Origin of the sequence: Eubacterium sp. AF22-8LB, assembly GCF_003458715.1 — a bacterium.
Lineage (GTDB): Bacteria > Bacillota_I > Bacilli_A > Erysipelotrichales > Erysipelotrichaceae > Holdemanella.
The window spans coordinates 33480-45684 of sequence record NZ_QRVI01000006.1; the positions used below are offsets into that span (position 1 = coordinate 33480).

Annotated in this window: 15 protein-coding genes and 2 tRNA genes; 10 read left to right on the forward strand and 7 right to left on the reverse strand. The window is 34.3% G+C overall.

Annotation, left to right across the window (positions count from 1 at the left end; translation table 11 throughout):
- The first annotated feature begins 3 nt into the window (after positions 1–3).
- The 6 genes from DWY01_RS03435 to DWY01_RS03460 all read left to right on the forward strand — a co-directional run bounded on the left by DWY01_RS03435 (position 4) and on the right by DWY01_RS03460 (position 3389).
- Positions 4–471, forward strand: coding sequence for a hypothetical protein (locus DWY01_RS03435; protein ID WP_117993172.1), 468 nt, complete (start codon positions 4–6; stop codon positions 469–471).
- Entirely contained in the window at positions 471–1010 is a 540-nt protein-coding gene (locus DWY01_RS03440; RefSeq protein ID WP_117993174.1) for a DnaD domain-containing protein, read from the forward strand. The genes DWY01_RS03435 and DWY01_RS03440 overlap by 1 nt, the downstream gene beginning before the upstream one ends.
- Positions 1007–1633 carry an endonuclease III gene (nth, locus tag DWY01_RS03445; protein ID WP_117993177.1) on the forward strand — a complete coding sequence of 209 codons (627 nt, stop codon included), beginning with the start codon at positions 1007–1009 and terminating at the stop codon, positions 1631–1633. Before DWY01_RS03440 ends, nth begins: the two co-directional genes overlap by 4 nt.
- 46 nt (positions 1634–1679) lie before the next feature.
- Positions 1680–2474: a DUF5700 domain-containing putative Zn-dependent protease gene (locus tag DWY01_RS03450; RefSeq protein ID WP_117993179.1), complete on the forward strand. Its 795-nt coding sequence runs from the start codon at positions 1680–1682 to the stop codon at positions 2472–2474.
- A 31-nt stretch (positions 2475–2505) separates the two neighbouring features.
- Positions 2506–2964, forward strand: a complete 459-nt coding sequence (locus DWY01_RS03455; RefSeq protein ID WP_117993351.1) for a GNAT family N-acetyltransferase — start codon at positions 2506–2508, stop codon at positions 2962–2964.
- 74 nt (positions 2965–3038) lie between these two features.
- Positions 3039–3389 carry a helix-turn-helix transcriptional regulator gene (locus DWY01_RS03460; RefSeq protein WP_117993182.1) on the forward strand — a complete coding sequence of 117 codons (351 nt, stop codon included), beginning with the start codon at positions 3039–3041 and terminating at the stop codon, positions 3387–3389.
- On the opposite strand, the gene DWY01_RS03465 is transcribed toward DWY01_RS03460, so the two are convergent.
- Positions 3382–4257, reverse strand: coding sequence for a LysR family transcriptional regulator (locus DWY01_RS03465; protein ID WP_117993184.1), 876 nt, complete (start codon positions 4255–4257; stop codon positions 3382–3384). The two genes, DWY01_RS03460 and DWY01_RS03465, sit on opposite strands and share 8 nt — an antisense overlap.
- Before the next feature lie 102 nt (positions 4258–4359).
- Here DWY01_RS03465 and DWY01_RS03470 point away from each other — a divergent pair, with 102 nt between their 5' ends.
- Both DWY01_RS03470 and DWY01_RS03475 read left to right on the forward strand, forming a co-directional pair.
- Positions 4360–5385, forward strand: coding sequence for a YeiH family protein (locus DWY01_RS03470; protein WP_117993186.1), 1026 nt, complete (start codon positions 4360–4362; stop codon positions 5383–5385).
- Between the two features lie 214 nt (positions 5386–5599).
- Positions 5600–6139 (forward strand): RNA 2'-phosphotransferase, encoded by a 540-nt coding sequence (locus DWY01_RS03475; RefSeq protein WP_117993188.1) that lies wholly within the window; start codon positions 5600–5602, stop codon positions 6137–6139.
- A gap of 26 nt (positions 6140–6165) precedes the next feature.
- Here DWY01_RS03475 and DWY01_RS03480 read toward each other — a convergent pair whose 3' ends face one another.
- Positions 6166–7035, reverse strand: coding sequence for a LysR family transcriptional regulator (locus DWY01_RS03480; RefSeq protein WP_117993191.1), 870 nt, complete (start codon positions 7033–7035; stop codon positions 6166–6168).
- Positions 7036–7218: 183 nt separating this feature from the next.
- Between DWY01_RS03480 and DWY01_RS03485 the strand changes: the two genes are divergently transcribed.
- Complete coding sequence (locus DWY01_RS03485; protein WP_117993193.1) at positions 7219–7968, forward strand: DUF4866 family protein; 750 nt, start codon at positions 7219–7221, stop codon at positions 7966–7968.
- 11 nt (positions 7969–7979) lie between these two features.
- On the opposite strand, the gene DWY01_RS03490 is transcribed toward DWY01_RS03485, so the two are convergent.
- The 4 genes from DWY01_RS03490 to DWY01_RS03505 form a co-directional block, all read right to left on the reverse strand.
- Positions 7980–9290, reverse strand: a complete 1311-nt coding sequence (locus DWY01_RS03490) for a threonine/serine exporter ThrE family protein (protein WP_117993196.1) — start codon at positions 9288–9290, stop codon at positions 7980–7982.
- A gap of 102 nt (positions 9291–9392) precedes the next feature.
- Positions 9393–9755: a DUF4186 domain-containing protein gene (locus DWY01_RS03495; protein ID WP_117993198.1), complete on the reverse strand. Its 363-nt coding sequence runs from the start codon at positions 9753–9755 to the stop codon at positions 9393–9395.
- A 54-nt stretch (positions 9756–9809) separates the two neighbouring features.
- Positions 9810–9885, reverse strand: a tRNA-Asn gene (locus tag DWY01_RS03500).
- Between the two features lie 131 nt (positions 9886–10016).
- A tRNA-Asn gene (locus DWY01_RS03505) sits at positions 10017–10092 on the reverse strand.
- A gap of 106 nt (positions 10093–10198) precedes the next feature.
- On the opposite strand from DWY01_RS03505, the gene DWY01_RS03510 reads away from it, so the two are divergent.
- Positions 10199–11074 (forward strand): Cof-type HAD-IIB family hydrolase, encoded by an 876-nt coding sequence (locus DWY01_RS03510; protein WP_117993201.1) that lies wholly within the window; start codon positions 10199–10201, stop codon positions 11072–11074.
- Here DWY01_RS03510 and DWY01_RS03515 read toward each other — a convergent pair.
- Positions 11061–12098, reverse strand: a complete 1038-nt coding sequence (locus tag DWY01_RS03515) for a M42 family metallopeptidase (RefSeq protein WP_117993204.1) — start codon at positions 12096–12098, stop codon at positions 11061–11063. The genes DWY01_RS03510 and DWY01_RS03515 overlap by 14 nt on opposite strands.
- Between the last annotated feature and the right edge of the window lie 107 nt (positions 12099–12205).

The window sequence follows — 12205 nt, forward strand, 5'->3', positions numbered from 1 at the left end:
AGAATGGGGCTAAAGCGTAAACGTAAAAAACAGCATGGAACAATAACGACAATGGCATTGGTCATCATTCTTGTTCTTGTATTGATTTTGATTTGGTCTGAATTTATAAGTGGGCCGAATCGTGTTAAAGAGCAGATTTATGCGCAAAGAATTGAAAAGATAGAAAAAAAGAATAAGGATATTCAAGGAATAAGTGAACATATCTTTGCGTATACAACATATCAGGGATATGATGATACGACATTATATTGGTATAATGCGAAGTCGAATCTAATCACAACGCGCGATATTGATACTTTGAATTATAAAAAAGCCAAACGTATTGCGAAAAAGAGTTATAAAATCAAATGTGATTCCATTGTGCTAGGATATGGTTATAATAATCCAGTCTATGAGATTCGGGGATCTAATAAATTGATTCTTTTAGATTATGATAGCTTTGAGCGTGTGTATGAAAGGGAGATAAAATAATGGCAGATTTTGATTTTAATGCACCTTATGTCGATCGTAGAACTTGGATCATTGATCATTTGCAGGATTTGAGTTTAGAACCTAAAGAAATATTAGTCGTATTATTAATTGATTTTTTCAATCAGCAGCATATTTCTATTGATCACGAATTAATTAGTGAAAAGTTAAAAATTAGTGTAGATGAAGTGGAAGATATCTTTACTGAATTATCCGATAAAGGATATTTAACTTTAGATTATGCGAATGGTTCATTGATTTTTAATATTGAAGGTATTTTTGAACTCTCTAAAGCGAGTGATACTTCAATTGATCGTTCTTTATTAGAGCAATTTGAAATGGAATTTGCACGTCCACTTTCTTCATCTGAAATGCAAAGAATTATTGATATGGCAAGTATGTATGATGAACGTCGTGTAATTTGCGCGTTAAATGAAGCTGTATGCAATGAGGTTAGTGATTTAAATTACATCGAAAGAATCCTGCAGAATTGGCAACAAAAGGGCTTATCAACTGAGGATTTGGAGAATGGCAAGCGATGAATGCGAATGAAATTCTGGATGAAATGGAAAAGATCTTTCCGAATGCCAAGTGCGAATTGTATCATGAATCCCCATTTCAATTGATTGTTGCGGTCGTATTAAGTGCACAGACAACGGATGCGATGGTCAACAAGGTAACGCCAGCATTATTTAAGGCGTATCCTACGGCAGATAAAATGGCTGAAGCGGATGTTTCTGAATTAGAGCCATACATTAAAAGAATTGGATTGTATCGAAATAAGGCTCGTTCCATTTCCAATCTAAGTAAAGATTTAGTCAATAGATATCATGGTGAAGTACCATATACATACAAAGACTTAATGTCTTTAGCCGGTGTTGGTAGAAAGACGGCCAATGTTGTTCGTAGTGTTGCCTTTGATATTCCTAGCTTTGCGGTGGATACCCATGTCAATCGTGTCAGTAAGCGTTTGGGTTTAGCAAAATATAATGATTCGGTTGAAAAGGTTGAGGAAAAACTAAAACGTAAAATCGATCGTTCAAGATGGAATCAAGGACATCATGACTTTATATTTTTTGGTCGCTATCTTTGTCATTCAAGAAATCCAGAATGTGAAAGATGTCCTTTTAAAAGCTTTTGTAAGAAAGATAAATATGAGAAATAATAGCACTACACTTGTAGTGTTTTTCTATATATAGGAGAATAAGAATATGATTATAAACACAGAAATTGTGGATGCTTATTTAAATGGGGAAGATATTAGTAAATACTCATCTTTATTCATTTATAAGCAGGCCGATAGAAATATATTTCAAGAGCCTGAAAAAGATAAAGCAGAAATCGTTTCTAAGATAAAAGATGAAATCATACATCATGTGAATGATTTTGTTCCTTGCAACAAAAGAATTTGGGATATCTTGTTTAAAGATTGGCAAAATGATTTAGATAATATTGTCTTGGATTTAGTTGTAGGATGCAAAGAACCCAATGATGCGTTTGTACTTACAGATTTGAATGGAAGACACCATATGGTTTTTGATTTGTTGTGTTGGGAAAAGTATGTTGGAAAGATTTCATTATCTAAACTTTCGCAGAATCTTTTAACTCATGAATTATTTCATGTGCTGATTGGGAAGTATTATACAGATATTGAAGAAAGTGAACAATTTGGAAATTATATAAATAAACTCGATGCGATTACATTTAATGAAGGCTTTGCACATCTTGTATCCTATAATCAACAAGAAATTGATAGTGTTGAATGGGAAAAGTTAGAAGATGTTTATATTCAATCCATAAATAAAATGAAGTTAGCTTTAATGGAAACAAATCCACAATCACAAGAACAATACATTTATGAAGCCAACTTTGGAAATTATTATGATAAATATGCTTGTATGTGCGGAATGATTTATTTAGCTAAAGAGTGGCAATTAGGTGGATATGCTAAATTAAAGGAATTGTTTGATCAAGGGTATCATGGATTTGCGAGAAAGTGTATATGAAATAGATTTACATAGTAAAGGAAGTATGAATATGAAGATTATTAAAGTTATAAATGATGAAGAAAAAAAGAAAATCACAAGAGCTATATTAGAAGCGTTGCCTGAGTGGTTTGGGATTGCAGAAGCAAGAGAAGAATATATTCTTGATAGTGTAGGAAAAGATTTCTTTTGTGCTATAGAAAAGGATAAGGTTGTTGGATTTTTGTACCTTAAACAAACAGGTAAAGATACAGTTGAACTAGCTGTAATGGGTGTATTAAAAGAATATCATCGAAAAGGAATTGGAAGAGCATTATTTGAATACGCAAAGGAAAGTATAAAGAAAAGTGGATATTCGTTTATCCAGGTAAAAACAGTGAAGATGGGAATGTATGAAGATTATGATTGTACAAATCGATTTTATATTTCACTTGGATTTAAAGAATTTGAAGTCCTGAATTCGTTGTGGGATGAAAATAATCCTTGTCAAATCTATGTGATGGCATTGTAAAGTTGACAAATAGTTGGTAGAGCAACCGCAATGAATTACCGTATAATGATGGTGAAAAGGAGGAAATATGTATTATGAAGGCAACTGTATTTATAGCTTATATTCTTTTGTTGATGTATTTTGTAGTTGGTGTCGCATTCATATACTTATTTGTGTTGGTTGTTAGGGCATTAAAGAAATATATTAAATCTGAACCTGTTAGAAAAGAGAAAGCAGAGAGTGCAAAGTCACTTGGAGAAGTGATTAAAAGATATCGTACGCAACGTAAAATGACTCAAGAATTTGTGGCAGAGTCTTTAGGTGTTACAAGACAGGCTGTATCAAAATGGGAAAGTGGTGCATCGGATCCAAGTACAACGAATCTAATGGCTTTAGCTAAGCTATTTGGAGTCACTGCTGAAGAAATTTTAAAGGAAGTTAAATAAATTCTTCACTGATTGATAGATATCTATTGGCATAGATACTTTCTTTTTGCCATATGATGTCAAAGTCGTGTTGTAACTTAAAATCATCTAAAGTAATTTCTTTTAGTTCTTTTGATTTTAATTCTTTTTCTACTGCAATCTTATATAGGAAAGAGATTCCACAATCTTTCTTCAATAGATTCATGATGGTATGCATATTTTCTACTTGTGTATAATGTGTGAAATTTGAAATATGTAAACCATGGGCAATTAGGCTTTGTTCAAGAATGTTTCTTGTTCCAGAACCTTCTTCACGCACTAAAAGATGTTCAGATATTAGATCATGAATAGTATGGGGTTCTTTTGTAAACTGGTGAGATGTAGCACAGACGGCAATATAGTCTTCTGTGCTATATTTTATATGAGAATAGTTTTCTTTTGGATAATTTCCTTCGACAATGGCCATACTGATTTGTCCATGGTCAAGTAGTTCGAGCAGTTTAGATGTGTTGCCATAATGAAGGTGGATGTTGATTTCTGGATGATTTTGAATAAAGTTTGCCAATTTATCTACAATTGCATATTCACCGATGGTCATAGTTACTCCAATGGAGAGTGTTTCAATGTTGGATGTGATATTGTTGATTTCATTCATTAAGGCTTGTTCATTATTTTTCATTGTTAATAAATGTTTATATAGTATTTGACCAGAAGGAGTTAGTGATAACTCTTTATTTTTGTATGCAAATAATGTGGTATTGTATTGTTTTTCTAAGAAATGAATGTGTTGAGACACAGCAGGTTGAGTGATATTTAATTGTTTGGCGGCCGTTGTAAAATTTAAAGTCTTACATACAGTAAGAAATGTTTCTGTTCGATAATCTAGCATATGTACCTCTATTGATAAGAAAATATTATTATTCGATAGAATTATATAATTTTACCTTATCATTGTATAGTGATACAATTCTTCGCATGGAGGGAATTTTAAATGAATTTTGTAAATAAATATGGAAAAGGCATTTTGGTTTGTCTTTTGATTGCGATTCCATCATGGATCATTGGAAAGATGTTTCCGGTTATTGGTGGTGCTATCATCGCGATTCTTGCGGGTATGATTATTGCGATGTTTTGGAATGATAAAGGAAAAGCAGAAGCCGGTATAAAATGGACTTCTAAAGTGATTTTACAGACGGCTGTCGTATTACTTGGATTTGGGATGAATCTAGGTGTTATATTTGAAACAGGGAAACAGTCTTTACCAATCATTGTTTGTACAATTACTACTTCACTTGTGCTTGCGTGGATTATGAAGAAGGTTTTAAAAGTACCTTCAAATACTTCAATTCTTGTCGGTGTTGGTTCTTCTATTTGTGGTGGTTCTGCCATTGCGGCAACAGCCCCTGTAATTGATGCGGATGATGATGAGATTGCCCAATCTATCGCGGTTATCTTTTTCTTTAATGTACTTGCAGCTATTTTCTTTCCCATTCTAGGAAAAGCTTTGGGTTTTGATACCATGCATGGGGATGCGTTTGGTATTTTTGCAGGAACAGCCATCAATGATACATCAAGTGTAACAGCAGCGGCTTCAACTTGGGATAGTATGTGGAATTTAGGTAGTGCCACATTAAATAAGGCGGTAACAGTAAAATTAACTCGTACACTTGCGATTATTCCAATTACACTCGTCCTATCTTTTATTCGTGCTAAAAAAGAAAGACAAGCTTCAAACTTTAGTTTTAAACGTGCTTTTCCAATGTTTATACTTTATTTTATTTTGGCAGCTATTTTTACAACAATTTGTGTAAATGTTGGAGTAGACTCTAGTGTGTTTGCACCACTTAAAGAATTATCTAAGTTTTTGATCATTATGGCTATGGCAGCCATTGGACTTAACAGCAATGTAATTCAGTTGATCAAAACGGGTGGAAAGCCAATTGCGGTTGGTGCAACATGTTGGTGTGGCATCACAATTGTAAGTTTAGTGATGCAGCATGTGATGCATATTTGGTAAACTTTGAATTATAAAGAAAGCGTATCAATAAATTTTTGTGTGGCAATATTGGTTGCTCGACTTGCATCCTGGACAAGAAGAATATCTCGTTCAGGATTTTTAATATTTATGTGAATTTCAAAAATATCAGAATCTTTTGGATAGAATCCAATGCCAAGGTTGTGTTAGACTAAGGGAAGGATTGTTAAAAAGATTATGAATATGGGGCAAATATATGAAAAATAAAACCGAAATTAGTAAATATATTGCGTTAATATTGAGACATAAACCTGAAACAATTGGAATCAAATTGGACGAACATGGTTGGGCTAATGTTGAAGAACTCGTAAAAGGAATTAATGTACAATATAATTTCTCTAAAGATGATTTGAAAGAAATTGTTACTACTGATAATAAACAAAGATATTCATTTAATGATGATAAAACATTAATTAGGGCAAATCAGGGACATTCAATTTCTGTAGATGTAGAACTAAAAAAAGTCACTCCACCTGATATTCTTTGGCATGGAACCGCAGAAAAATATGTGCACTCTATTGAACGGGAGGGTTTGATTCCAAAGTCTAGATTATATGTTCATTTATCAAACGATATGGATACTGCAAAAAAAGTTGGTGCAAGGCATGGAAAAGTAGTGATTTTTCAGATTCACTCAAAACAAATGCATGAGGATGGGTATGAGTTTTATAAATCTGTAAATGGAGTCTGGCTGACAAAAAAAGTCCCACTGAATTATTTGCATAAATTAAAATAATGAGTGGCACTTTGGTAAACTTTGAATTATAAAGAAAGCGTATCAATAAATTTTTGTGTGGCAATATTGGTTGCACGACTTGCATCCTGGACAAGAAGAATTTTTCGTTCAGGATTTTTTATGTTAGTATGAATTTCAAAAATATCAGAATCCTTAGAAATTAATTCTTTAGGATAGAATCCAATGCCTAGATTGTGCTTGACTAATGGAAGTATTTGATCGGCGGTAGCCACTTCTAAATCGGTAGGAAAAGGGATTTGGTGATTTAAGAACAAGTTTGAATAATAGGTATATGTACTTGTGTTTTTGCCTAAGGTAATAAATGGATAATGCGAGATTTGTTGAATGTCTAGAATTTCATTGCTTAAGCTTTCATATTCTTTTCCACCAATTAATACTTCTTCAAAGGAATAGAGTGAAGTGGCATGTAATGGCTTTTTGATGTCTATTGGACTTGTGACAACCGCAATATCGACAATGCCTTTTTCTAAGGCGTCAACAGCTTGAATAGAGGAATGGTTGGATAATTTGATTTTGACTTGTGGATAGGCTTTGTGGAATTGTTCAAGTTTGGATAATAAAAAGATATTTAGAGCTGTTTCACTTACTCCAATTGATATATGTCCATGTTCTAAGGTTTTATTTGAAAGAATTTCGCTTTCTCCTTGGTAAAGTTGTTCAATCGCTATCGCAACATGTTCAAAGAGTTGTTCTCCTTCGGGCGTTAGGGTAATACCTGAATGGGAGCGTACTAAAAGTTTACATCCAAATTCACTTTCAATGTTGTTCATAGTTCGTGAGATATTGGGTTGGTTGTTATGAAGAATTTGAGCAGCTTTTGAAAAGCTTTTATATTTAGCTACATAATAGAAAATACGGTAATAGTCTAGTGTCATTGTATAACCTCCATATAATTTTTGTATAATATATATTTAAAATATATATTTCACATATTTTATAGGTGCTAGTATAATACATTTAGTCTGAGTAGGCAAGCCATCAAAACAGATACAAAGAGTGTGTTGAAGGAAGACTTCTTGTATCTGTTTGCCGAAAGGATTAGAAAAGAAGTGAGAATCATGCCAACAATTTTTCCTAGGGAAGAAAAGGCTGAGGCTTTGTTTGATAAAATTGCCAAGGATCCTAGAGCCTGTAAACGATTAATGGATGCCTTTTATGAAGGTATAGCCTGTGATGATGATTCAGGTGTAGAAGAGGAAAGGGTGCTTGTGGATAAACAAGTATTTACCAATGCTCTATTTACTGCATACAAGAATAAAGATTTATCGGCATTTTTAATGGCTGTATGTGGTAATAGTATGTTTGACTTATTGCGAAATGCATTTTTGATTCCATTACGATTTAATGATAAGGGAAAAGAGAACCCGATTCTTTTAAGTGATGAGGATGGAAATATTATAGAAAGTGATATTCATATTCCGGATTTAAAGAAGCATATGTTTAATAAAATAGTGAAGAAGAATTTGTATTTAGCGTATGGTTTTTTAGAGCAGCATAGCTTTAAGGAGGACATGTCCATTCAAACTATTCAAAATGAATCGCATTTAGGTATCTTAGTTGTCCAAGAAATGCCTGAAGAGGTTCATGAAAAGTTAAGTGATGCACAAATCTATTCTGGTTTGTGGGATTCTATGATGAAACTAGAAGATTTATTATATAATGCGTTTTTCTATTGTGGGGATTTTAAAGGAAAATATTGTGTAGGTGTATTCTTACCATTTACACATTTTGAACATAATTTAGAGAAGAATATTGAAGTTTCAAATGGTATCTTATATGAATGTGTACAAAAAATGCTGGGTGATTAAACTCAGCATTTTTATGTGCAATAACGAAATGAGGGATCGGTTATGATACGGGCAAATATAAGTCCCATTGGAAGGGCCAAAACAATCAACAAAGATTGAATAAACCAATTTGCTCCAATTGACATGGTGGAGGTAAGTTCGAGATTATAAATAGCCCTATACATATATAGGCCTGGAACCATAATCACAATGGATGGTACGGTTATGGCGATTCTAGGATATCCTGTATTTCCTTTGATCATGGAGGCGAGTAATCCAGCAGTTAGTGCGCCAATAAAGGCTGCGGCTGCAGCAGGTAAAGATAAATCGACAAGTGTTAGTCGTAAAGTGTTTGCGATGGCTCCAATGCATCCGGCACTAGCGGCTATTTTTTTGGAGCTGTTAAACATAATGGAGAATCCGAATACGCCTCCAAAACTGGTTAATAGTCTTAGAAGTAATTTTGCTGACGTTGGAATATGTAGTTTCACAAAGTCTACCGGTTGAAGATGTAAGACTAAAGCGCAGATCCAAGCAGTAAGTGTGGCAGCTAAAATAATGATAATGGCATAGGCTAGTCTTTCTAAACCGGATCGTAAATCTAATTTAGCTAAGTCAATACCGCTTGTAATGAAGGGAAAGCCTGGAATGATGAAAAGCATAGAACAGATGTATCCGGCTTCGTGTTGTGTGGCTATACCAAAACAAGCTTCTAAGAAATTAAATAATAAGGCATACGCAAGACATGCCAAAGAAACACTGGCAGCTACATTTAAGAATAAGGTGTAGTTATGTTTGATCAGTTTCATTCTAAGTGTATTGCCTAGTCCTGCACCCACAAAGGCACAAAGCATTTCAATGGGGCCCCCTCCAAGTAGAAAGGTAAAGCAACTACATGCAAGTGCTGCAGCAAGTCCTAGAATAATAGGGGAGTAGCTGGAGTGAATACTTTCGATTTGATCCAATTGATTGTGTATTTCGTTGCATGTGCATGTTTTACATTCGTCTTTAAAGTGATAGACAAAGTCTTCCATACGAGCAAGTTTGGATGTATTTACACTTGTATTATGTAAAGACAAGGATTGGGCGTGAGATTCAATGCCGTCAATGCATGTGTAGGAAATATTTGTGAGTCCAATGTCGGCAATGCATGTAATATTTAATTCACTGGCAATGGTGTTCATTGAACTTCTAACTCTCCAGGCACCTGTACCACAGGCTAGAAGCATCAATCCAATTCTTCCTATAACGGAGGATTTTTCTGTAAGACTTGCATTTTCAATCTTAACTTTTGAATCTTTTTTTGTATATTCATGCCATGGAATCTCCATGTGGTTATTCATAAAATCATCTCCTATATCATTTATATATAATGAACATAGTATATATATATATTCGACATTTAATTCCATGAATAGTATAGTCAACTAAAAAAAGAAGTCAAATTAATCGACTTCTTTATGAATCCATGTCATTAATACTTTAACGATATAGGCCTTTTGTCTAGGGCCTAGTGGCTGATTTGGCTTGATCTTATGCCATTTGCATAAACATTGTCTACAACAACAGCCAGTAGCGTGTTGGGCAATGAATATGGGATGTCCTTTGAATGGTGTTTGTTTACCGTCGTTGGGTATATAGGCTGGAGCCAATCTTTTTTCGACAAAATCTATCGCATGTTTTTCAATGGTATCCATTCCTTTGGCTTGTATATAATCTACATCTTTTTGTTTCAGATGAAAACTGCTCCTAAATTTGGAGTGGGATAAGCGATTAAAAAGTTGTTCAAACCATTCGGATTCTGTCATAACTGCTCCTTATATATAATAAAAAAAACCAGCATTGCTGGTTTTATAATCAAGTGGCGCCTGAAACAAGACTCGAACTTGTGACCTGCCGGTTAACAGCCGGATGCTCTACCGACTGAGCTATTCAGGCATTTGTTTTTCACTTGACTGCCTAAACATAATACCAAAAGAATTAGAGTTATGCAAGCACTTTTTTTATTTTTTTAGACAAACTTTTTATTTAGAAATAAAAAAACCAGCTAAGCTGGTTTCATAATCAAGTGGCGCCTGAAACAAGACTCGAACTTGTGACCTGCCGGTTAACAGCCGGATGCTCTACCGACTGAGCTATTCAGGCATTTGCTTTTCACTTGATGCCTGTATATAATACCAAAAGATGTTGTGTTATGCAAGTACTTTTTATAAAATTATGATATATTATTTTTTAAATGGAGGGATGGACTATGTTAGATGCGATTGTAATGGATATGGATGGAACTTTATTGGATCCAAATAATAAAATTTTACCTGAGACAAAGGAAGCTTTGATAGAATGTCAAAAGCAGGGGACAAAGCTAGTACTTGCGAGTGGAAGAAGTTATACAAGATTATTGCCATATGCCAAGGAATTAGAGATGGATGTATATGGTGGCTATTTGTTAGAGGTTGATGGAATTGCATATTATGATGTTCAAAAGGATGAGCGTCATGTTTTAAAACAGATGTATAAGGAAGATGTTGAGCCTGTCTTTGCGTATTTGATGCATAAAAATTGTGAAACGATGGCTGTGTTTAATGATGGATTATTTGATTATATTCCAGATCATATTATGGAAAAGAAAAAAGCATTAAGAAATTCACAAGAATATCCAGAGGATTTTCCTTGGACGGGTGGTCCTTGGTCTTGGCTTGCAGATATGCGTGATGGCTATCCTAAGATTACTTATATTAAGGATCTTAGTGAAATTCAATATCCTGTAAATAAAATTCAGACAATTGAGGATGAAGAGGTTACTACGCAGTTGGCTTTGGATATTCAAAATGAATTTAAAGATCAATATGAAGTGTTCCGTACTTGTCCTAGAGAACTTGAAGTATTACCTAAAGGATATAGTAAGGGAGCTACTTTAGTTCGTATGATGGATATGTTTGGCTGGGATAAGGATAAAGTTTTCACATTTGGAGATGGCGAAAATGATGTGAGTATGTTTGGTGTTGTAACTCATAGTTTTGCGATGGGACAGGCTATGGATTATGTAAAAGAAAAAGCAGCTCATGTGACCAAGTCCAATGTAGAACAGGGTATTGTGGCTGCTTTAAAGGATTTTAATATTTTGTGATATAGCTAACGACAAGCTTCATTGTGTTTTCTACACCATCATAGTGTGTTCTTTCCATTCCGTGGCTTGCATGAACACCAGGGCCAATCAAGGCTCCTTTGATGTCGTTGCCACCGCGTAATGCGGCACTGACATCTGAACCATATTGTGGGTAGATATCAACGGCATAATTAAGCTTGTTTTCTTTTGATAGTTCAACTAGACGTGTAATCATTTCATAGTCGTATGGTCCGCTTGAATCTTTCGCACAGATTGAAACGTCTTGTTCTGTACAAGCAAGATCTGTACCGATACATCCCATGTCTACGGCTAATAATTCTTCAACTTCTTCTGGAAGACAACTTGCTCCATGACCAACTTCTTCATATGTACTAAACATAATGACTAAGTCTCTTTGAGGTGTGATGTTGTTATCTTTTAAGTATTTTAGTACGCACATTAAGGCTGTAGCTGAAATTTTATCGTCTAGGAATCTAGATTTAATAAATCCACTTTCTGTAATCTGTGTTTTTGTATCAATACATACAAAGTCTCCGTTGCAGATACCTAATTTTTCAACATCTGCTTTTGAGTGAACAACTTCGTCGATACGAACTTCCATTGTATCTTCTTTTCTTTCTAATGTAGAAGCATCTGGATATACGTGAACGCTTGGAGAACAAGAAAGAATTGTTCCTGTATACACCTTTCCATCACGAGTATAGATTTTACAATATTCTCCGTCTAATGTTGGTAAGCATGGGCCTCCGACTTTAGTAATGGCAAGCTTTCCGTTGTCTTTGATGGAACGAACCATAAGTCCTAATGTATCTAAGTGAGCACTCAATCCTAATGTGTGTTCAGAATCTTTTCCATCTACATAGATCAACAAGTTTCCTTTTTGGTTACGTCCTGTTGTATATCCTAATTTTTTAGCTTCTTCGTCCATGAAGTCAATGGCTCTTTTTGTGTATCCTGTTGGTGAATCAATGTTCAAAACTTGTTTGGCAATGTCACAAACATATTCTTTATCAAATGGTTGCATTTTTAAAACTCCTCCTGTATGTATTATACGCTTTTATACAAATTCTAAACAATGTATTAAACTTTTTTTTGAAAATTGTGCTATTGTACAGAAAAAGGAGGCTAATT